The sequence below is a fragment of the Acinetobacter sp. C15 genome (genome assembly GCF_013420645.1).
Taxonomy (GTDB): Bacteria; Pseudomonadota; Gammaproteobacteria; order Pseudomonadales; family Moraxellaceae; genus Acinetobacter; species Acinetobacter indicus.
The window spans coordinates 85,108-107,372 of record NZ_VOXR01000001.1 but is presented as its reverse complement, the minus strand read 5'-3'; the positions used below and the strand labels follow the sequence as shown (position 1 = coordinate 107,372).

General features: G+C 45.3%; 19 protein-coding genes, 1 pseudogene and 1 riboswitch. Of the genes and pseudogenes, 16 read left to right on the top strand and 4 right to left on the bottom strand.

The annotated features are described in order from the left end of the window. Positions 1-211: 211 nt before the first annotated feature. Entirely contained in the window at positions 212-1,504 is a 1,293-nt protein-coding gene (gene brnQ / locus FTT63_RS00515) for a branched-chain amino acid transport system II carrier protein (protein ID WP_163145845.1), read from the bottom strand. Between the two features lie 343 nt (positions 1,505-1,847). Here brnQ and map point away from each other — a divergent pair, with 343 nt between their 5' ends. After that, entirely contained in the window at positions 1,848-2,642 is a 795-nt protein-coding gene (map, locus tag FTT63_RS00510) for a type I methionyl aminopeptidase (protein ID WP_180191870.1), read from the top strand. A gap of 174 nt (positions 2,643-2,816) precedes the next feature. Here the strand turns inward: map and FTT63_RS00505 are convergent, their stop codons facing one another. After that, complete coding sequence (locus tag FTT63_RS00505) at positions 2,817-3,716, bottom strand: LysR family transcriptional regulator (protein ID WP_075168197.1); 900 nt, start codon at positions 3,714-3,716, stop codon at positions 2,817-2,819. A 176-nt stretch (positions 3,717-3,892) separates the two neighbouring features. Between FTT63_RS00505 and FTT63_RS00500 the strand changes: the two genes are divergently transcribed. Further along, the gene (locus tag FTT63_RS00500) at positions 3,893-4,228 is read left to right on the top strand and encodes a hypothetical protein (protein WP_180191869.1); all 336 of its coding nucleotides are present in this window, start codon (positions 3,893-3,895) and stop codon (positions 4,226-4,228) included. A 51-nt stretch (positions 4,229-4,279) separates the two neighbouring features. Here the strand turns inward: FTT63_RS00500 and glnG are convergent, their stop codons facing one another. Further along, the gene (glnG, locus tag FTT63_RS00495; RefSeq protein ID WP_005177581.1) at positions 4,280-5,755 is read right to left on the bottom strand and encodes a nitrogen regulation protein NR(I); all 1,476 of its coding nucleotides are present in this window, start codon (positions 5,753-5,755) and stop codon (positions 4,280-4,282) included. Then, positions 5,742-6,851, bottom strand: a complete 1,110-nt coding sequence (glnL, locus tag FTT63_RS00490) for a nitrogen regulation protein NR(II) (protein ID WP_127799497.1) — start codon at positions 6,849-6,851, stop codon at positions 5,742-5,744. The genes glnG and glnL overlap by 14 nt, the downstream gene beginning before the upstream one ends. A gap of 350 nt (positions 6,852-7,201) precedes the next feature. On the opposite strand from glnL, the gene rimO reads away from it, so the two are divergent. The 14 genes and pseudogenes from rimO to FTT63_RS00420 all read left to right on the top strand — a co-directional run bounded on the left by rimO (position 7,202) and on the right by FTT63_RS00420 (position 22,261). Then, positions 7,202-8,545 carry a 30S ribosomal protein S12 methylthiotransferase RimO gene (gene rimO / locus FTT63_RS00485; protein ID WP_005177586.1) on the top strand — a complete coding sequence of 448 codons (1,344 nt, stop codon included), beginning with the start codon at positions 7,202-7,204 and terminating at the stop codon, positions 8,543-8,545. 48 nt (positions 8,546-8,593) lie between these two features. Further along, a complete protein-coding gene (pyrH, locus tag FTT63_RS00480; RefSeq protein WP_005177594.1) occupies positions 8,594-9,322 on the top strand; it encodes a UMP kinase in 729 nt (242 codons plus the stop codon). 79 nt (positions 9,323-9,401) lie between these two features. After that, on the top strand, positions 9,402-9,956 hold the full coding sequence (gene frr / locus FTT63_RS00475; RefSeq protein WP_005177597.1) for a ribosome recycling factor: 555 nt from the start codon (positions 9,402-9,404) through the stop codon (positions 9,954-9,956). Positions 9,957-9,962: 6 nt separating this feature from the next. Then, entirely contained in the window at positions 9,963-10,715 is a 753-nt protein-coding gene (uppS, locus tag FTT63_RS00470; RefSeq protein ID WP_005177599.1) for a polyprenyl diphosphate synthase, read from the top strand. 3 nt (positions 10,716-10,718) lie between these two features. Continuing rightward, positions 10,719-11,543 carry a phosphatidate cytidylyltransferase gene (locus FTT63_RS00465; RefSeq protein WP_045795728.1) on the top strand — a complete coding sequence of 275 codons (825 nt, stop codon included), beginning with the start codon at positions 10,719-10,721 and terminating at the stop codon, positions 11,541-11,543. Then, a complete protein-coding gene (gene ispC, locus FTT63_RS00460; protein WP_180191868.1) occupies positions 11,544-12,740 on the top strand; it encodes a 1-deoxy-D-xylulose-5-phosphate reductoisomerase in 1,197 nt (398 codons plus the stop codon). It begins immediately after the preceding gene. Positions 12,741-12,743: 3 nt separating this feature from the next. Next, complete coding sequence (gene rseP / locus FTT63_RS00455; protein ID WP_104498766.1) at positions 12,744-14,099, top strand: RIP metalloprotease RseP; 1,356 nt, start codon at positions 12,744-12,746, stop codon at positions 14,097-14,099. A 42-nt stretch (positions 14,100-14,141) separates the two neighbouring features. Continuing rightward, on the top strand, positions 14,142-16,607 hold the full coding sequence (gene bamA, locus FTT63_RS00450) for an outer membrane protein assembly factor BamA (RefSeq protein WP_104499584.1): 2,466 nt from the start codon (positions 14,142-14,144) through the stop codon (positions 16,605-16,607). Positions 16,608-16,649: 42 nt separating this feature from the next. Continuing rightward, entirely contained in the window at positions 16,650-17,147 is a 498-nt protein-coding gene (locus FTT63_RS00445; RefSeq protein ID WP_075168192.1) for an OmpH family outer membrane protein, read from the top strand. A gap of 3 nt (positions 17,148-17,150) precedes the next feature. Next, the gene (gene lpxD, locus FTT63_RS00440) at positions 17,151-18,221 is read left to right on the top strand and encodes a UDP-3-O-(3-hydroxymyristoyl)glucosamine N-acyltransferase (protein ID WP_180191867.1); all 1,071 of its coding nucleotides are present in this window, start codon (positions 17,151-17,153) and stop codon (positions 18,219-18,221) included. 5 nt (positions 18,222-18,226) lie between these two features. Then, positions 18,227-18,712 carry a 3-hydroxyacyl-ACP dehydratase FabZ gene (gene fabZ, locus FTT63_RS00435; protein ID WP_087662207.1) on the top strand — a complete coding sequence of 162 codons (486 nt, stop codon included), beginning with the start codon at positions 18,227-18,229 and terminating at the stop codon, positions 18,710-18,712. Further along, positions 18,709-19,497: an acyl-ACP--UDP-N-acetylglucosamine O-acyltransferase gene (gene lpxA, locus FTT63_RS00430; protein WP_016658197.1), complete on the top strand. Its 789-nt coding sequence runs from the start codon at positions 18,709-18,711 to the stop codon at positions 19,495-19,497. Before fabZ ends, lpxA begins: the two co-directional genes overlap by 4 nt. A 141-nt stretch (positions 19,498-19,638) precedes the next feature. Beyond that, positions 19,639-19,725: riboswitch (glycine riboswitch) on the top strand. A 132-nt stretch (positions 19,726-19,857) separates the two neighbouring features. After that, positions 19,858-21,107: pseudogene (locus FTT63_RS00425) on the top strand (D-amino acid dehydrogenase). A gap of 245 nt (positions 21,108-21,352) precedes the next feature. Next, a complete protein-coding gene (locus FTT63_RS00420) occupies positions 21,353-22,261 on the top strand; it encodes an AEC family transporter (protein WP_104488970.1) in 909 nt (302 codons plus the stop codon). Positions 22,262-22,265: the final 4 nt, after the last annotated feature.

Below are 22,265 nucleotides of genomic sequence, written 5' to 3'. Positions count from 1 at the left end.
GCATTGCGCTGAATTGAAGGGTTTCAGAGAATGAGGAGAAGCGAAAGTGGATGAGCTTACTTCAATTGACCTGGAAGTTGAGCAAGATTGAGCTAAACCAGACTGAAAGAAAGTGACACAATAAGAGTCAGTTTGGGTAAAACTTGACCATTATTGAGCAATTTAAAATCGGGTTTGGGTAAAACCAGACTTTAACGACTCGGGTTAAGGCTTAGTGTTTAACCTTGTCGATCACAATACAAATCAGCAGGACAATGGTAGATGGAATCAGCCAGGCCAGGTTTTGCGCGCTTAATGGTAAGTTCAGTAAAGCTTCAGGTAAAAAGCCATCTAGACCCGCTACTTTTAAGCCATCAATCACGCCAAAGAATAAGGCTACTGCGGTGACCGGACGAATTACACGCGCTGGAGAATGGAAGTTTTTCCAGAAAAAGCCCAGTAAGATCACTACAATCGCAGGTGGATAAATCGCGCTTAATACCGGCACTGAGAGTGCAATCAGTTTGGTCAGACCGAGGTTAGAAATCACCAGTGAGAAACCGACTAAGACAAATACCCAAGTACGATACCTAATACGGGTAATTTGCGAGAAGTATTCTGCACAGGCACAGGTCAGGCCAATCGCGGTTACCATACAGGCAATGAAAATCATGGCACTTAAGAACAGGGAACCTAAGTCACCAAAAGCATGTTGCACATAGGCATGCAGGATCACTGCGCCATTGGCTGCATTCGGTGCTACTTCATGACTGCCCAAGCCCAGTTTAAACAGGCTTAAATACACCAGGGTTAAACCGATACCAGAGATCAGTCCGGCAATCATGGCGTATTTGGTCATCAGCTTTTTATCGCTGACCCCACGCGAACGCATGGCATTAATAATCACAATACCAAATACCAAGGCACCCAGGGTATCCATGGTTAAATAACCATTGACGAAACCTTCAGAGACTGGACTGTTGATATAGTTATTAATGGCTGGCGGAATATGACCCGCGGGAATGAACGTTGCTGCAACACCCAGAATAATTAACGATAAAATTTTCAGGGGCGACAGGAAATAACCCACCGTATCCAGAATCTTGTTGGGATACAGCGCAACAATAGTCACTACAATAAAGTAGATCAGACTGTAAATCAGCAAGCTGCTCGGAGCTGCACCAAAATAAGAGGAGAAACCAATTTCATAAGAAACGGTTGCGGTACGGGGAATGGCAAATAAAGGGCCTACCGCTAAATAACACACCACGGTCAAAATCAGACTGGCTGCTTTGCCCAGTGGCGAACTTAAAAGCTGGATAGAACCTTCTACACGAGACAGGGCAATAATGGTCAACACCGGCAAGCTCACGGCTGTAATTAAAAAGCCGAAAGCTGCTAACCAAACGTGTTCACCTGCCTGCTGTGCAACAATAGGCGGAAAGATAATATTGCCGGCACCGATAAATAGTGCAAAGGTCATTAAACCTAAGGCAATAATATCCCGTGTACGTAAACTCGTCATAAGGGAGATAGATCGGTTAAACAAAAGAAAGCGATTCTAGAACATGGCAACTGCTTTGGCTAATTTATTTTATAAATCTTATGAATTATTTTTATATCTTGGCGTGGGAAATTGATCGGGTTGTCAAAAATTAGTGAAACTATATTGTTGATTTAATTTTTAAAAGATGAAAACTGTTAAATATCAAAAGATAAATTTGAAAAAACAGTCAATAAATATAAAGATTTTTAATTGTTGAATATTTAAGCAGTAGTAGGTTTGTGGTAGATGGAAGCGCTTGTGATCAAACAAAAGTCACTGAAAAGGACTATACTAAGCAAATGTTTCATAGGGGATTTTAAGCATGAGAGCGTCTGCCGTATCGATTAAAACCGAGCAGGATTTAGAAAAATTACGTGTTTCAGGTCGTTTGGCTGCTCAGGTTTTGGCGATGATCGGGGAGCATATCAAGCCGGGCGTGACCACTGAATATCTAGATGACCTGTGTCACGACTATATCGTAAATACCTTGCAGGTGATTCCGGCCAATGTCGGCTATTGCGGTTATACCAAAACCACCTGTATTTCACCGAATGAAGTGGTTTGTCATGGTATTCCATCTGCGTCGGTTGTGCTCCAAGATGGCGATATTATCAATATTGATGTGGCGGTAATTAAAGATGGTTATTACGGCGATACTAGTCGCATGTATTACGTCGGGACAATCAAGCCGGAAGCGAAAAGACTGGTCGAAACCACCTATGCGGCGATGGTCGCAGGGATTCATGCGGTGAAACCGGGTGCGACTTTAGGCGATGTTGGTCATGCAATTCAAACGGTCGCGCAGCAGGCCGGCTATAAAGTGGTGCGTGAATATTGCGGGCATGGTATTGGTAAAATTTATCATGAACAGCCAAGTGTACTGCACTATGGACAGCCCGATCAGGGGCTACAACTCAAGCCAGGTATGGTGTTCACGATTGAACCGATGGTGAATGCCGGCGGCTCCAGAGTCAAAGAGCTTAATGATGGCTGGACCGTCGTGACCACCGATAAATCACTTTCTGCACAGTGGGAACATATGATTGCCGTGACTGAAACCGGCTTTGAAGTGCTGTCGCCGTGGCCGGAAGGTACCGGAGCATACCCAGAAATCTAGCTATAAAATGGCTTATTTATACTTTAAAAGTATTAAGTGATATAAATTGACTATTTGTTAATGCTGTCTTTTGTACATATTATGTATTCATAGATTCTTGCTGTAGTTTCTAGTTTTTATAGCTTATCCATCCCTGGATAAGCTTTTTTTTTGCCTGAAATTTGATGGTTGGCTTTAACGCTGTGACAGTTTTTCCACCAGAAAATCAATAAACACCCGTACCGCCGGTAATAGCCCGCGACGGGATGGATACACGGCATGAAAAACCCCGTGCGGCGCACGCCAGTTCGGTAGCACGCGTACCAGTTCGCCTGACTGAATATACGGCTCCACAATATTGTCCGGGAGCAGGGCAATCCCACAGTCCTGACGGGCCAGTTGCGCCTGTAGCATCAGATCCGAACCCATTACGGTCGGGTTGACTTTAATTTTCTTCTGCTGCTGATGTTCATCATAAACCACAATATGCTGATCGACATGATCATCAGCCATACTGAGAATATGATGCTTGGCCAGATCTTCCGGCTGTTTCAGGTCGCCGTGCTGGTTTAAATAGGCCTGACTGGCAAAGAGATGCTGTTCAATGGTTTCAAAGGTACGAATCACCAGATTCGGATCATCATCCAGATTGCTGCGTACACGCAAGGCCAGATCAATCCCTTCATTAATCAGATCAACCCGGCGGTTACTGACCAGAAGCTGGACTTTAATTTCCGGATAGGTCTTTAAAAATTCCGGCAGAATTCTGGACATTTCATTCTGGGCAATGGAGACCGGCAGGCTAACTTTAATCAGGCCGCGCGGCTGAATACTCAGATGATCAACCAGATCATGTGCTGCCTGTGCTGCATTGGCCATCACCTGTGCATGTCGATACACGTTCATGCCAATATCGGTTACGGCAAAATGGCGGGAATTGCGCTGAATCAGGCGCACGCCCAAACGTTCTTCCAGATTGTGCACACGGCGGCTCAGTTTGGATTTGGGGATATCGGTTGCACGTTCTGCGGCGCTAAAACCGCCATGCTCAACCACCTGGGCAAAGCAGTAAAAATCATCGAGGTCCGAAAGCATGTGTAGTTATTCCATTTATGCAACGATAAGCAGATTAAATTATGATTGTTCTGGGCTGTCAATTTGATTTGTGCGGTTTTTGCAGCGTCTCTTTTCGCCTTTGTGATGCGTGGCGAGCTTAAGTTATGGCTACAAATCCTTTACACTAAGGATAAAGTCCATGAGATGATCAATACATGTCTTATCAACTGATTCAACAGCCCGATGCCGATGCCAACGTGATTTGTCCTTGCTGCCAGCAGGCGATTATTGACTGGTCACAAGAGCAGTATATTCAGCCCTGTGAGCATACGCTGTTTGTGGCGCTGGATTTGGGTTTTGAATATATTGCTGATGTATTTGAAGCAACCATGGCGCGTAGTGTCGATGAAATTCACGCACATGATGATCAGCTCAATATGTTTCAGGAACTGACCACAGCCAGCTTTCCGCATTATCTGATCATTCACACTGATTTGGGTGTGCAGGATTTATCGCGTTATATCGGCATTGCTGTGCCGGAATCCAATTAAAAAAATAAGCTCCATAAGGAGCTTATTTTTTATCATAAAGATCAGGCTGGTTTAGCCTTCAATTTCTTCCTCAACATCATCATCAGCACTGTCCATGCCCAGCTCTTTCAGCTTACGGGTTAGGGTATTACGTCCCCAGCCCAGCAGTTCAGCGGCATGGCGTTTGCGGCCACGGGTTTGTTGCAGCGCGGCATTAATCAGGGTACGTTCAAACATCGGTGTGGCGATGTCCAGAATTTTCATTTCGCCGTTTTTCAGTTTCTGTACGGCCCATTGACCCAGCAGCTCATCCCAGTGATGGATCGAGACGCGGTCTAAATGCAGATTGGACGGTACATCGCCTGATTTTTCAATTGGAATCTGTTTCAGTTCCGAAGGTAAATCTTCCGGATAGACTTCACGGCCGGTAATCATGACGGTTAACCAGCGGCAGGTGTTTTCCAGTTGACGCACGTTTCCTTGCCAAGGTAATTGCTGCATATATTCCTGGGTTTCCGGACGCAAGATTTTCGGACTCACGCCTAACTCTTTACCGGCACGCGCCAGGAAGTGCTGCGCCAGCATTGGAATATCTTCACTACGATGCGCCAGTTTTGGAATATGAATCCGGATCACGTTCAGACGGTGATACAAGTCTTCACGGAAACGGCCTTCGTGTACCAGCTTTTCCAGATCTTGGTGCGTTGCTGCAACAATACGCACATCTACCTTCACCGGAATATGGCCACCAACACGGTAGAATTCACCATCGGCTAAAACACGTAATAAACGGGTCTGGGTTTCAAATGGCATATCGCCAATTTCATCCAGGAACAAGGTGCCGCCATTGGCCTGTTCAAAACGGCCCTGACGCTGGGTGTTGGCGCCGGTAAAGGCCCCTTTTTCATGACCAAATAATTCGGTTTCAATCAGGTCTTTCGGGATGGCGGCCATGTTGAGCGCAATAAACGGCTTGCTGCTACGCGGTGAATGGCGATGCAGGGCATGCGCCACCAGTTCTTTACCGGTCCCTGATTCACCATTAATCAGTACGGTAATATGCGATTGCGATAAACGGCCAATGGCACGGAACACTTCCTGCATTGCCGGTGATTCACCAATAATTTCAGTCGATTGAATGGGCTGTGCGGTTTTGGCTGATTCCTGTTGCTGTAATTTGGTGATATGCAAAATGGCACGATTGACCAGCGCTAGCGCTTCATCAATATCAAACGGTTTTGGCAAATATTCAAAGGCACCAGTTTGATAGCTCGACACTGCAGATTCCAGATCTGAATGTGCGGTCATGATAATCACTGGTAAATCCGGATAGCTGGCTTTGACTTTACCGAGGAAGGTCAGGCCATCAATACCCGGCATACGGATATCGGTCAGGATTACATCCGGTGCATCGACACCCAGTTGCTCCAGAGCAGATTGGGCTTCTTCAAAACTGGTGACGTCAAAGCCCTCTTCCTTGAAGGTTTTTTCCAGTACCCAGCGCATGGCACGATCATCATCAATTACCCAAATTTTATTTCGCGACATGGTTAGACTCCCAAGGTATATATAAGCTAAATATTGTTTTTCCTGGAACAGATTGGCACTCAATCATTCCGTTGTGTTGATGCATAATATTCTGTGCGATGCTCAGGCCCAGCCCGGTGCCTTTGGCGCGTGCCGTAACCAGCGGATAGAACACCGATTCAATAATTTCTTCCGGCACACCGGGGCCGTTGTCTTCAATATCGACCCGTACCACCGAGCGATGAATCACGCCATTAATGGTGACCAGGCGCTGAATACGAGTTCTTAAAATCAGTTCGGGCTGATGTTCTACAAAGAACTCCTTGTTTTCCATCATGGCCTGTACCGCATTGACGCTAATATTCAGCATGACCTGAATCAGCTGGTCACGATCCGCCATCACTTCCGGCAACGACAGGTCATAATCCCGGATGATTTTGACTTTTTTCTTGGTCTGGTTGGCAATTAGCGAGCGCACGCGTTCCAGTGGTTCATGGATATTGACCAGTTCGTAACTCGGTAACTGACGTGAACCCAGCATGGTGTCAGCCAGATTTCTGAGCCGATCGACTTCATTAATAATAATGTCGGTAAACTCTGCATATTGAGAGTCATTCAGACTGCGCGCCAGTAGCTGGGTTGCACCGCGAATGCCGGCCAGCGGGTTTTTAATTTCATGCGCCACGCCGCGCACCAGCTGCCGCGCCACCTGATGCTGCTGAATCAGGTTTTCTTCTTTGGAAATTTTCAGCATCCGGTCAATCGGATTCAGCTCAATCAGCAATAAAGGATGATAGCTTTTGCCGGCATTCAGCTGCGAAGTGGTGTAATCGACATGAATGTCTTTAAAGTTGACATTAATGGTGGCTTCACGGCGGGTATAAGGCTGTCCGGTGCTTAAAGTATTCTGTAGTGCTTCGTAGGTATTAAATTCATCGGTCGGGAGATGCAGTAAATTCATTACCGGCTGTCCGGCAGCACGTAATAAACTGATATCAAACAGCGCCTCACAAGAGGAATTGAGGTAAAAAATATTCAGGTTGCTGTCAACCAGTAAAATGGCAGTGGTCAAATTGTCCACTAAAAGGCGATAGTCGATAGCCGGGCTTTGATCCATTAGCGGTGGCATCCTGTATTAAAATAGCGCAATGGCATCTTCATAAAGCAATAGATTTCTGAATTAAGAACGTTAATGATGCAAATTAAGCAAAATGCACGCCAACTTTGTTCAAATTCCTGTAAATCAAGCCAATTTATGAGAAAAATGCGCTGAAATGGACGGGTTGATTCAGGTATAGCGGATAACGCCAGTGCTGTAAACCAAAAGTGAATCAAAATGGTGCAATATTGTGTATAAGCCGGCTTTAGTGGTTGTATTTTGGTGCATTATGCAAAGAGTGGGCTATTTCTCTATTTTTATGGCCAGAAAAGTCATACAATACGCGCATTCTAGTGGAGCGCAGATTCATGAAGTCCCCCAAAGTCGGTTTTGTTTCTTTAGGTTGTCCTAAGGCATTGGTAGATTCTGAACGAATTTTAACTCAGTTAAAGACTGAAGGTTATGATGTCGCATCGGATTATGACGGTGCTGATTTAGTCGTGGTTAACACCTGTGGTTTTATTGAATCTGCAGTACAAGAGTCTTTAGACGCCATTGGCGAAGCCATGAATGCCAATGGTCGCGTCATTGTGACTGGCTGTTTAGGTAAAGACGAAGACAAGATTCGTCAAATGCATCCGAATGTCTTAAAAGTGACCGGTGCAGCAGCCTATGAAGAAGTCATGGATGCCGTGCATCAGTATGTGCCGGAGCCGCCAAAGCACAATCCGTTTATTGATCTGGTGCCAGAACAGGGGATCCGTTTAACCCCGAAACATTATGCTTACCTGAAAATATCAGAAGGCTGTAACCACCGTTGTACTTTTTGTATCATCCCGAGCATGCGTGGTGATTTAGTTTCCCGTCCGGTCGGTTCTGTTCTGGAAGAAGCCGCAGCGCTGAAACGTGCTGGTGTAAAAGAAGTTCTGGTCATTTCTCAAGATACTTCAGCTTATGGTGTGGATACCAAATACAAGCTGGATTTCTGGAACGGTCAGCCGGTTAAAACCAAATTCTATGACATGTGTGAAGCCCTGGGCCAGTTGGGCATCTGGGTCCGTTTGCACTATGTCTATCCTTATCCGCATGTCGATGCCGTGATTGACCTGATGGCGCAAGGTAAAATCTTACCGTATCTGGATATTCCATTCCAGCATGCCAGTCCGAAAATCCTCAAGCTGATGAAACGTCCGGCGCACAGTGAAAATACACTAGAGCGCTTAAATGTATGGCGTGAAAAATGTCCGGATCTGGTGATTCGTTCCACCTTCGTGGTTGGCTTCCCGGGCGAAACCGAAGAAGACTTCCAGATGTTGCTGGACTGGTTGAAAGAAGCGCAGCTTGACCGTGTTGGTTGCTTCACCTATTCACCGGTTGAAGGTGCAACCGCGAATGATCTGCCAGACCATGTGCCGGAAGAAATCAAGCAGGAACGTTATGAACGTTTCATGCAGGTGCAGCAGGAAATTTCAGCCGCAAAACTGCAAAAACGTATTGGTCAGACCATGACTGTGCTGGTGGATGATCTGGAAGAAGAATTCCCGGTTGCCGTTGCGCGTTCTTATGCAGATGCACCTGAAATTGATGGTAACGTGTTTGTTGAAGATATCGACAAGTCAAAAATTAAAGCAGGCGATTTGCTTGAAGTCGAAATTACCGATGCAGATGAATACGATTTATTTGCCAAGCTGATTGCGATCAAATCTGCTTAAGTACTGATATACAGAAAAAATTTAAATTAAATACTTTGGAGTTTGATGATGTTGGATTCTAAAAAGCCACGTTATGAACGTATTTTGCTGAAGCTTTCAGGCGAGGCACTGGCGGGTAATAAGGATATGGGGATTGATGCCCAAATCCTTGATCAGATGTCTTTGGCAATTGCGCACCTAGTCGGTCTGGGTGTGCAAGTGGGTATCGTGGTTGGTGGCGGTAACCTGTACCGTGGCAGCCAGTTACAAAAAGACGGTCTGGTCGGTCGTGTGACTGGTGACCAGATGGGTATGCTGGCGACTGTGATGAACGGTCTGGCCATGCGTGATGCTTTAGTACGCCGTAACATTAAAACACGTCTGCTTTCAGCACTGCCAATTGGTACCGTTGTAGAATCTTATTCAAGCCGTGATGCAATTCGCCACCTAACTCAAGGTGAAGTGTGCGTATTCGTTGCCGGTACAGGTAACCCGTTCTTTACCACAGATACGGCAGCCTGCTTGCGTGGTATTGAAATTGAAGCCAATCTGATTCTGAAAGCCACCAAGGTAGATGGCGTTTATAACAAAGATCCAAGCAAATACGAAGATGCGGTGAAATATGACACCCTGACGTTCGATCAGGTGTTAGATGAAAAGCTCGGCGTGATGGATTTAACCGCAATCTGCTTATGTCGTGACCACAATGTACCGTTACAGGTATTTGATATGAATAAAGCCGGTGCTTTACTTTCAGTGGTTATGGGTGAAAAAGAAGGAACTCACGTTACGAACTAATGTACGTGGGCCTGAAAGCTCTTTATACTACACGCTATTTTAGTAATTACATCTTTAAGAATTAAGTAAGGAAGATCATATGATTAACGATCTTAAAAAAGACAGCGAACAGCGTATGCAAAAGACTCTGGAGTCTTTGGAGCAAGGTTTTGCCAAAGTTCGTACCGGCCGTGCCCATCCATCAATCTTAAACGGTGTGATGGTTCCTTACTATGGCTCAGATGTGCCGTTAAACCAGGTGGCGAACGTGGGTGTTGAAGATTCACGTACTCTAATCGTACAGCCATTTGAACGTACCATGGTGTCTGCAATTGACAAGGCGATTCGTGAGTCTGACCTCGGTCTGAACCCGATTACCGCTGATTCGATTCGTGTGCCGCTACCAGCTTTAACCGAAGAAACCCGTAAAGACATGCAGAAAGTTGCGCGTTCTGAAGCGGAAAATGCCAAAGTGGCGATTCGTAACATCCGTCGTGACGTCTTGGGCGATATCAAAGCATTGTTGAAAGAAAAAGAAATTTCTGAAGATGATGAACGTCGTGCAGGTGATGATATCCAGAAAATCACCGACAAATATGTTGCTGAAGTCGACAAGCGTTTGGCTGCTAAAGAAGCTGAGTTGATGAAGGTCTAATTGTTGATGACCACATCTGAAGACTGTCAGACGCTTCCAAAACATGTTGCCATCATCATGGATGGCAACAACCGTTTTGCCAAGAAAAATCAATTGCAAAAAGGCGACGGTCACCGTGAAGGTAAAAATATTCTAGATCCGATTGTTGACTATTGTCGCAGCAAACACATTCAGGCACTCACCGTTTTTGCATTTTCAAGTGAAAACTGGAATCGTCCGCAATATGAAGTTGATTTACTCATGCAATTGCTGGAAGACACGATTCATGAGCAAATGCCGCGCATGGAAAAATACCAGATTGCCTTGCGTTTTATTGGTGATCGCAGCCGTTTATCCCCACATCTACGTGACTTGATGTTGCATGCTGAACAAAGGACTGCTAAGTTCAGTAGCATGACTTTAACCATTGCCATCAGTTATGGTGGCATGTGGGATATGGCAGAAGCAGCCAAACAGATTGCGGCTGATGTGCTGGCCAATAAAGTCGCACTGGAACAGATTGATAGCACGCTGTTCGGTCAATATGTGTGCCTGGGTGATTTACCGCCTGTGGACCTGTTGATCCGTACGGGTGGTGATTATCGGCTGTCCAATTTCTTGCTTTGGCAAGCCGCGTATGCCGAACTGTACTTTACTCCGACCTTGTGGCCAGAGTTTAGTGTGGAAGAGCTGGATGATGCGTTTCATGTGTTTGCAGGACGCGAACGTCGCTTTGGAAAAACTTCAGAGCAAATCCAACAAGAGAAACTTGAGAATTAATACATGTTAGAGCGGATAATTACCGCATTGGTATTGGTCGCTGTGGTGCTGAGCTGTATGTTTGCAACTCAGTCCCATTATCCAATGTTTGTGCTGATGATTTTTGCAGCAGGGGTTGCGGGCTATGAGTGGTTCAAACTCATGCCAAGAACAACAAAATATGTCATCAAGCCCATGGCTTGGGGTTATGGTCTGGTGACCGCCGCTCTTTCCGCGCTTGCTTTATATTTTAGTGATATTGCGTTATTGCTGTGGTCAGCCTCGATTTTAACCTGGCTGCTCAGCCTGTATTGGGTTAAATCCTATCCTGAATATGATGGCTGGTACAATCCAAGCCTGAACTTTATTGGCTTTGTGCTGATTTCTGCCGCCGTGACTGCCATTTATGCGGTCTGGACCCATTCACCGTGGTGGCTGATGTATCTGTTCCTGCTGGTTTGGGGTGCAGATTCAGGCGCTTATTTTGTCGGACGCAAGTTTGGTAAAAAGAAACTGGCACCACATGTCAGTCCAAACAAATCGGTGGAAGGTTTATATGGTGGCGTGTTTACCGCCATCCTGATTGTGCTGTTTGTAGAAATTGTCTATCTGGACTTAAGCCTGACCCAACATATTTTATTCCTGATTCTGTCCATGATAACCGTGTTTAGTTCGGTACTGGGCGATCTGTTTGAATCCATGATCAAACGCCGTGCCGGAATTAAAGACTCTGGTCGTATTCTGCCAGGACATGGTGGAGTGCTGGACCGCATTGACTCCTTGCTCGCAGCGGCTCCAATCTTTGCTGCAAGCATGTATGTACTGAAACTTATTGGCGTAGATTTATAGATGTTACAATCTGTTTGTATATTGGGTGTTACAGGTTCGATTGGTCAAAGCACCTTAAAAATACTGCAACAACATCCTGAAAAATATTCGGTATATGCCGTAACGGCTCACAGTCGTATTGCTGAGCTGGTTGAAATATGCAAACAGTTTCATCCCAAAGTGGCCGTGGTACCGGCTGCACAGGTCGATTCCTTAAGACAGTTGTTGCAGCAGGCCAATCTTGCCGATATTGAAATCCTCTGTGATGAAGCTGGTTTAATAGCTGTGGCTTCACATCCTGAAGTGGATGTGGTGATGGCGGCAATTGTTGGTGCCGCAGGTTTAATGCCAACCTTGGCCGCAGTGCAGGCCGGTAAGCGCGTGCTACTGGCCAATAAAGAAGCCCTGGTGATGTCCGGTGACCTGATGATGCAGGCAGCGCGTGATCATGGCGCTTTATTATTGCCGGTCGATTCCGAACACAATGCAATTTTCCAGTGCCTGCCGCAAAACTATTTTGAGGTCGAGCGTAATGGTCAACCAAAACTGGGTGTGCAGCAGATTCTGCTGACCGCATCGGGTGGGCCATTTTTAAATCATAGTCTGGAACAGTTACACAGTGTGACCCCGGCGCAAGCCTGTAAACATCCCAATTGGTCTATGGGTCAAAAAATTTCCGTCGATTCCGCCACCCTGATGAACAAGGGTCTGGAGCTGATTGAAGCCTGCCATTTGTTCGCAGTAAAAGAACAATTTGTTACAGTGGTGGTGCATCCACAGAGTATTATTCACTCCATGGTTCAATATGTCGATGGAACAACTTTGGCACAAATGGGTAATCCGGATATGTGTACGCCAATTGCGCATGCGTTGGCCTGGCCGGAACGTCTGCAGACGCATGTTCCGCCGCTGGATTTATTTATCCATTCACAGCTGAATTTTCAGGAACCGGATACCACGCGTTTCCCGGCCTTAAAGCTGGCACGTCAGGCCATGCAGGCAGGCGGTATTGCACCGACCTTGCTAAATGCGGCCAATGAAATTGCAGTGGCATCTTTCTTGCAAAACCAGCTTGGGTTTACCCAGATTCCAGAAATTGTTGAACAGACCCTGAATCATCTGGCCAATCGCGCCGCAGATTCAATTGAAACCATTCTTCAGGCAGACCAGAATGCCCGTGCTTTTGCACAGCAGTGTGTGATTCAGACAGGAAGTTAAGACATGAGTGCCTTATTTATTATTGTTGCGGCCATTCTTTTGTTGGGGCCGTTAATTGCAATTCATGAATTTGGGCACTACTTTGTTGCACGCAAACTGGGGGTCAAAGTCCTGGTTTATTCTATTGGTTTTGGCCCGACAGTGCTGAAATGGACCTCGAAGAAATCCGGTATTCAATATCAGCTCTCGGCTTTGCCTTTGGGCGGCTATGTCAAAATGCTGGATGAACGTGAGGGCAATGTGGCAGAAGAAGATCTGCCTTTTGCTTTTAACCGTCAGCATCCGTGGAAACGGATCGCGATTGTCGCGGCAGGTCCTTTAATTAATCTGGTTTTTGCGATTGTACTGTTCTGGATTCTGTTTTTACCGTCTCAGGAACAGCTGAATACCCGTGTTGGGAAAGTCTTGCCACAAACGCCTGCGGCTGAAGTGAATATGCAGCCGGGTGACCGGATTACCGCAGTCGATGGTACCCAGGTTAGCACCTGGGAAAAACTGAATTTTGCGCTGGTGGATCGTGCCGGTGAAACAGGTACCATTCATATTCAGGCCAACCGCGATGGTCAGCCACAAAACTTTCAATTACCGATTCAAGATTTCTTGAAAGATCAATCTCAGTCACCACTTGAGGTGCTGGGCTTTACGCCATATCGTCCGAATATTCCAGCAGTGGTCAGCAAACTGAGTGAAGATGGCGCTGCCATTCGTCAAGGGATGAAAGAAGGTGACCAGATTTTAGCGATTGACGGTGTTGTCATGAAAGACTGGTACGATGTGGTACAAGTGGTACAGGCATCGCCAGAGAAACTGTTGAAGATTGACGTGTTGCGTCAAGATCAGCGGGTACAGCTGGAAATTATGCCGCAGGCCAAACGCGACAATATGGGCAACACCACCGGTATGTTAGGTGTACAAAGTGACCCGGGAAAAATAACAATTCCTGAAGAATATAAACAAACCATTCAATATAGTCCTACAGAAGCCTTAATGATGGCGGTCGATAAAACCGGTCAAATTTCCTCGATGATTTTGAACTCCATCGTCAAAATGGTGCGTGGTCTGATTGGTTTAGATAACCTGTCTGGCCCGATTACCATTGCCAAGGTGGCAGGACAAAGCGCTGAAATGGGCTGGCAAACTTTTATTTCGTTTATGGCCCTAATGAGTGTAAGCTTGGGTATTCTAAATTTACTGCCAATTCCAATGCTGGATGGTGGACATTTGGTTTATTATTTTATAGAACTAATTCGTGGTAAACCTGTTTCTGAACAAATACAATTAGTTGGTTTAAAAATTGGTATGGTATTGCTCGGTAGCATGATGCTTCTGGCATTATTTAATGATTTTATGCGTTTATAACAACGTGGATAGGCAATAAATTTAACATTGGAAAAGACTGGCATGCAGCACACACATTTATTTATGCCTCTGGCACTGGTTAGTGCTATGGCAGCAGTACAACAAGTATATGCAGCAGATGAATTTATCGTAAGAGATATACAAATTGACGGACTTGTTCGTTTAACGCCAGCCAATGTTTATGGAATGATTCCTGTAAATAGTGGTGATCGTGTCAACGATGCCACCATTGCAAATGCAATTCGCAGCCTGTATGCCACAGGTTTATTCGATGATATTAAAGCTGCCCAGCAAGGTGATACCTTGGTGTTTCAGGTGGTAGAACGTCCGATCATTTCGAAAGTCGAATTTAAAGGCAATAAATTAATTCCAAAAGAAGCCCTTGAAGAAGGCTTAAAGAAAATGGGCGTGGCTGAAGGTGAAGTGCTGAAAAAGTCTGCTTTGCAAACACTAGAATCGGAACTTGAACAGCAATACATGCAGCAAGGCCGTTATGATGCCGATGTCAAAGTCATTACCACAGCACGTCCGAATAACCGCGTCGACCTGACCATCGAGTTTATTGAAGGTAAAGCGGCCAAAGTTTTTGATATTAATATCATTGGCAATACCGTCTTTAAAGACAGCGAAATTAAACAGGCCTTTGCAGTCAAAGAAAGTGGCTGGGCTTCTGTGATTTCACGTAATGACCGTTATGCGCGTGAGAAAATGGCAGCAAGCTTGGAAGCTTTACGTGCGCTGTATTTAAACCGTGGTTATATCAACTTTAATATCAATAATTCGAGCCTGAACTTAAGTGAAGACAAACAGCACATCTTCATTGAGGTGTCGATTGATGAAGGCGAACAGTTCAAATTTGGTCAAACCAAATTCTTGGGTGATGCTTTATATGCACCAGAAGAATTAAAAGCGCTGCAAATCTATAAAGATGGTGAAACCTATTCGCAAGAAAAGGTCAATGCGGTTAAGCAGCTGCTGCTTCGCAAGTATGGTAATGCCGGTTATTACTATGCAGAAGTGAATGTGGTGCCACAAATTAATGAAGAAACCAAACAGGTTGATCTGAACTATTACATCAATCCGGGCCAGCAAGTCACCGTACGCCGGATTAACTTCAGTGGTAACACCAAAACTGCCGATGAAGTATTACGTCGTGAAATGCGCCAGATGGAAGGTGCATTGGCCAGTAATGAAAAAATTGATCTGTCTAAAGTCCGTTTAGAACGTACTGGTTTCTTTAAAACCGTGGATATTAAACCGGTGCGTGTTCCGAATGTACCGGATCAGGTTGATCTTAACGTTGCGGTGGAAGAACAGCATTCAGGTACTAGTACATTGGCGGTGGGTTTCTCGCAAAGTGGCGGTGTAACTTTCCAGGCCGGTTTAAGCCAGACCAACTTCTTGGGCACCGGTAATGCCGTGTCGATTGACCTGTCGCGTTCAGAAACACAAGACTACTATAACCTAAGTGTAACCGACCCGTACTTTACTATTGATGGTGTACGTCGCGGTTATAATATGTACTACCGTAAAACCAAACTGGATGATGACTATAACGTTAACAACTATGTGACCGACAGTTTCGGTGGCGGGATTAACTTTGGTTATCCAATTGATGAAAACCAGAGTATTAGTGCGGGCTTAAATATTGATCAGACAGAAGTGACAACCGGTCCTTATGTATCGACTTATGTTCGTGATTATCTACTTGCCAAGGGTGGTAAAGCAACAGGGCGTACGGATACCTTCTGTCCAGAGGGTTCATGGGATGAAGAAAATCGTGAATGTACTGCACCTCAGGAATTTTTTAATGAGTTTAAGGGTGATTTCTTAACTTATAATTTGAACTTGGGCTGGTCATATAATACTCTTAACCGTCCGATTTTCCCAACGACGGGGATGTCACATCGGGTGAATGCTGAAATCGCCTTACCGGGCAGTGATGTGGAATATCAAAAAGTCACCTATGATGCGCAGGCCTATTATCCGCTGGGTAAAGATTTTGTGCTGCGTGGCTATGGTAAAGTGGGCTATGGTAATGATTTACCATTCTATAAGAACTTCTATGCCGGTGGTTATGGCTCGGTACGTGGTTATGACAACAGTACGCTTGGTCCAAAATATGATGGCGTATACTTTGATGAAACTAATCAAAGAGATCCATCTCCAGAAGAAGTGGGTGGTAATGCTTTAGTACAGTTTGGTACTGAACTGGCTTTACCGGTACCATTTAAAGGCGATTGGGCGCGTCAGGTTCGTCCGGTGCTTTTTGCTGAGGGTGCGCAAGTCTTTGATACCCAATGTGATGTTCCTAATACGGCAGAAGAACGTCAATATTGTAAAGACAATTATGGCTTTGACTTTGGCAATATGCGTTATAGCGTCGGTGTAGGCTTTACCTGGATTACCATGATTGGCCCATTGTCCTTAAGTTATGCATATCCGCTGAATGAAAAACCAGGTGATGAAACCAAGAATATCCAGTTTGAAATTGGCCGTACGTTCTAAGTACGGTCTGTTCATGGATGCTTGAAATAGGGATAGATCAAGATGAAGAAGATACAACTGGCGGTTTTAGGTTTCACACTGTCCTGTGCCGCAGCGGCACAGGCAGCAGGTTATGGTGTGGTCAGCTTAGAACGTGTGGTTGAAAGCAGCAGCTATTTAAAACAGCAAAATAGTGCATTGCAACAATCGCTTAAACCTCAAACCACTAAACTTGAACAGCTGGGTAAAGAGCTGGAAACGTTACAGCAACGTGCTCAGCAGTCAGCAAATTTATCTGAAGCCGATAAGCAGAAATTGTCGGCGCAGTATCAGGCCAAGTTAAAAGAATTTAATACTTTACAGCAAAGTTTGCAGACCAAAGTGCAGGCTGATCTGCAAAAAATGAATGACAGTTTTGAGCAGCGTATCAAGCAGGCAGCAGAACAATTGCGTAAAGAAAATAATTTAGATGTGGTTTTGAACAAAAACTCAGCACTTGCCTATGACCCTAAGTATGATTTAACTGATAAAATGATTCAAAAGGTTAATGCAATCAAGTAATCAATGAGTTATCAACATTATCGCTTAGAAGAACTTGCTCGTCTGGTCCAGGGCGAGCTGGTCGGTCAGGCCGATTTAGGTCTCCAGGGTTTAGCGAGCCTGGAGCTTGCTGAACCGCAGCACATTGCTTTTGTCAATGCCGATAAGTATGTGGAGCAGGCAAAAGTATCTAAGGCGGGTGCTTTAATTGTCACGCCCGAGTTACAGCAGCAGCTTGATACGCATCAGAACTTTATTGTGGTGGCAAATCCGTATCTGGCGTTTGCAATTTTAACCCATGTCTTTGAGCGTAAGCACACCCAAATGGGTATTGAAAGTACCGCACAAATTCATCCCTCAGCGATCATTTCTGAAAGTGCTTATATTGGCCATTATGTGGTGGTGGGTGAAAATTGTGTGGTGGGTGATAAAACCATTATCCAGTCGCACAGCAAAATTGATGATTTTGTTGAAATTGGTAAAGAATGTTTTATTGATTCGCATGTCACTATTACTGGTGAAGCTAAAATTGCTGATCGGGTCCGCATTCATGCCAATACCGTAATTGGTAGCGAAGGCTTTGGTTTTGCTCCGTATCAGGGTAAATGGCACCGTATTGCACAATTAGGTTCAGTACAGATTGGTAATGATGTACGAATTGGTTCGAATTGTAGTATTGACCGCGGTGCGCTGGATGACACCATTTTGGAACATGGTGTCATAATTGATAACCTTGTGCAAATCGCCCACAACGTGAAAGTAGGGGCCAATACTGCTATCGCTGCAAAATGTGGTATTGCCGGCAGTACTATCATTGGCAAAAACTGTATTCTGGCAGGCGCATGTGGGGTCTCTGGTCATCTTTCTATTGCCGACAATGTGACTTTAACCGGAATGTCAATGGTCACAAAGAGTATTTCTGAACCAGGAACCTATTCTTCGGGCACCGGTGCATTACCAAATGCGCAATGGAAACGCGCGGTGATTCGCTTTAGACAATTAGCAGATGTGCCATTGACCCAATTGCAGAAAAGACTCGATCATATGCAGACTCAAATTGAGTCCCTTGAATCAACTTTAAAATTGCGTAAATAATTATGATGACTGAGTCGAATACCCCAACATTTACGAAACCTGAATTGCCAATGCATATTCAAACCATCCGTGAATATTTGCCACATCGTTATCCATTCTTATTGGTAGATCGAATCGTTGATGTAACTGACAACGGGATTGTGGGTTATAAGAACGTTTCGATTAATGAAGAGTTTTTACAAGGACATTTCCCTGAATATCCAATTATGCCAGGGGTGTTGATTGTAGAAGCGCTGGCACAGGTTTCAGGCGTGCTTGGCTTTATTATGAATAATCAGAAACCGACTGCGGGTGCATTATTCCTATTTGCCGGTGCCGAAAAAGTTAGATTTAAAAAACAAGTGGTTGCAGGCGACCAACTTGTATTAAAATCTGAATTAGTAATGCAGAAACGTGGTATTTACAAATATAATTGTATCGCCACGGTCGATGGCATTGTTGCAGCAACCGCGGAAATTATGATTTCGCATCAGAAAACAGAGCAAGCATGAGCAATAACCCCCTCATTCACCCCACCGCTATAATTGACTCCTCTGCAGTCATTGCGCCTGATGTGCAAATTGGACCTTATAGTATTATTGGTCCGAATGTCAGCATTGGTGCGGGTACAAAGCTGCATTCACACGTGGTGGTGGGTGGCTATACCCGTATTGGTGAGCATAATGAGATTTTCCAGTTCGCAAGTGTTGGCGAAGTCTGTCAGGACCTGAAATATCAGGGTGAAGAAACTTGGCTGGAAATTGGTGACTATAACCTGATTCGTGAACATTCCAGCTTGCATCGCGGGACGGTTCAGGACAAAGGCATCACTAAAATTGGTAGCCACAACCTGTTGATGGTCAATACGCATATTGCTCACGACTGTATCGTGGGTGATCACAATATTTTTGCCAATAATGTCGGTGTCGCAGGGCACGTGCATGTCGGTGATTATGTGGTGGTGGGTGGAAACTCGGGTATTCATCAGTTCTGTAAAATTGACTCTTACAGCATGATTGGTGGCGCATCTTTAATTCTGAAAGATGTACCGGCCTATGTGATGGTTTCGGGTAATCCTGCGCATGCTTTTGCTATGAATATTGAAGGTATGCGTCGTAAAGGCTGGTCGAAAAATGTGATTCAAGGATTACGGGACGCCTTTAAACTGATTTACAAATCAGGATTAACCACTGAAGAAGCCATTCAGAAAATCCGTGCAGAGATTCTGCCAGAAGTGCCGGAAGCACAGCGTTTAATTGATTCACTAGAACAGTCTAAACGCGGGATTGTACGCTAACACGCTGTTTGAAGCTGATTCAAAAAACTGCTCCAATTGGGGCAGTTTTTTTATATCCAGATTTTGAGGTTTCTTGAACATCAGATACAAATTTCTACTCGTGCTTGGCCCGGATTTTGCTCATATTCAAGCTATACAATAAAAATTATTGCGGGAGAGCGGCACTTGGTGCTCGCCGAAGGAGCAACGACCCCGGAAACTCTCAGGCAAAAGGACCGTAATAATTCAAAACTCTGGAGAGAAGCACGCGCAGTGCTCACCGAAGGGGATGGTTGGGCTGAACATCAGTTCAATCGAAGCTCTCAGGTACCCTGACAGATGGGGCATCACGTCTGAAACAGCTGTTCCAAGGAGCGTTTTATGCCGAATGTTGTTGTCATTGGTGCAGGAATTACCGGGGTCACTTCAGCCTATGAGCTGATGCGTTTGGGCTATCAAGTCACGGTGATTGACCGGCATTTATACCCGGCGATGGAAACATCGTATGCCAATGGTGGCCAGTTATCGGCCAGTAATGCAGAAGTCTGGAATCAGAAAGCCACTGTACTGAAAGGCCTGAAATGGATGTCGCAAAAGTCGGCGCCGCTCTTATTAAATCCTGCATTTGATCTGCATAAGTATGGCTGGCTGATCGAGTTCTTAAGCAATATCCGCAACTATGAACACAATACCCAGGAAACAGTGCGCCTGGCACTTCTGGCACGCAAACGTTTATTTGAAATTGCAGAACAGGAACAGATTGATTTCAATCTGGAAAAACGTGGAATTTTACATTTTTATCATAATAAAGCGGATTTTGACTTTGCAATTCGGGTCAATGATTTGCTCTGTCAGGGGGGCTGGAGCGTTATCAGGTCAGTCTGGATGAAATCCGACAGATTGAACCAAGTCTAACTGGGCAATATTATGCAGGTTTTTACTGCCCGGGAGATGCCACCGGCGACATTCATAAATTCACGGTGGGGCTGGCTCAAGTCACCATGCAGCAGGGTGTACGTTATATTTTCGGCCGGGATGTTCATGATGTTCAGCTAGACGCCCAGCAGGTACAGCTGAGTTATCGGCCAGCCATTGAAGATCCGCTGGCAGATCAGCCGATGGTGGAAACCTTACATGCCGATGCCGTGCTGATTTGCGGCGGTGTGAGGAGCTATCAATTGGCGCGACAGGTAGGTGATCGGGTCAATGTTTATCCGGTCAAAGGCTATTCCATTACCGTCAATTTACAGGATGAACAGAGCCAAAAGCAGGCACCTTGGGTCAGTCTGTTAGATGAAAGTGCCAAAATTGTGACCTCACGTTTAGGCACAGATCGGCTGCGGATTGCCGGAACGGCCGAATTTAATGGTTATAATCGCGATATTCGCCATGACCGGATTCAGCCACTGGTGCGCTGGGTGCAGCGGAATTTTGATATTTCAACCGAAAGCGTGGTGCCGTGGGCAGGTTTACGTCCGATGATGCCAAATATGATGCCGGTGATTCGGCAGGGCCAGCATCCACGGGTATTTTATAATACTGGCCATGGGCATCTGGGCTGGACCTTATCTGCGGCGACAGCATTGATGATTAGTCAGGAAATTGCGCAGCATTATCCGGTGACCGGGTAATGAGAACATTCAGTTAAGCTCTGTTTTAAAGTAACAGGGCTTTAGGAGAGATGCTGATCATCTGCCGGGTTCTGGCAAAATAAATCCATCAAAATGAAGCAAATCGCTGTCAATTCAACGGACTATTTGGCTTATACTCAGGCTTTAAATAAAATATCTTTTTGCTTTAAGATTTTGAACTGCCATTAAAAAAATGGATTGAGATGCTGCCGTCCTGGGCAGACCGCGATATGTATGGATAAACGATGGCAAATATAATTCTGGTTGCGCTATTTCCTTTAATCTTTCTGATTGCGTTGGGCTATGTACTCAAGCGCTTTAGGTTTTTAGAAGATAAATTCTGGCACGGTGCAGAAAAGCTCAACTACTATCTGCTGTTCCCGGTGATGCTGTTTTTGGGCCTGGCGCATGCTGAAATTCAGGCCAGCGAAATTCGCCACATGATGCTGGGAGCGGGTCTGACCCTGCTGATTGCGGTTTGTCTGTTATATATCCTCAAGGCGCTGTATGGCACTGCAGCGGCACGTTTTGGCGTGTATATGCAGGGCATGGTGCGTTTTAATACCTATATCGGTCTGGCGCTGTCGGCGTCTTTGTTTTATCAGCAGGGTATGGCGCTGTTTGCTATTCTGCTGGTGTTTTGCATTCCTCTGGTCAATGTGCTTTCGGTTTTGGCCCTGACCAATTCAGAAGGGATGCGCTTGCAATCCATCCTGTTATCATTATTGAAAAATCCCTTAATTTTAGGCTGTATTGCAGGCGGGGTGTTTAATCTGCTGAATTTACGCTTATGGATTGGCTTTGAAAATTATTTAAAACAGATTGCCATTTCCAGTTTGCCATTGGGCTTGATGTGTATTGGTGCAGCATTACAGTTTCAGGGGCTGCGTAAAGATCTGCGGACCTTGTTATTAAACACTTTTGGACGCTTGCTGTTGATGCCGATGATTGCGTTGGCGACCTGTCTGGCATTGAATCTGCCGGCCCTGCATACCCAGATTCTGGTGATGTTTTTTGCCTTGCCGACGGCCTCATCGGCTTATATTCTGACCAAAGTTTTGGGGGGAGATAGCCAGCTGATGGCCAGTGTGATTAGCCTGCAGACTGTGTGTGCGGCGTTCAGTTTGCCATTGATTTTGTGGTGGGTGATGTAAAGCG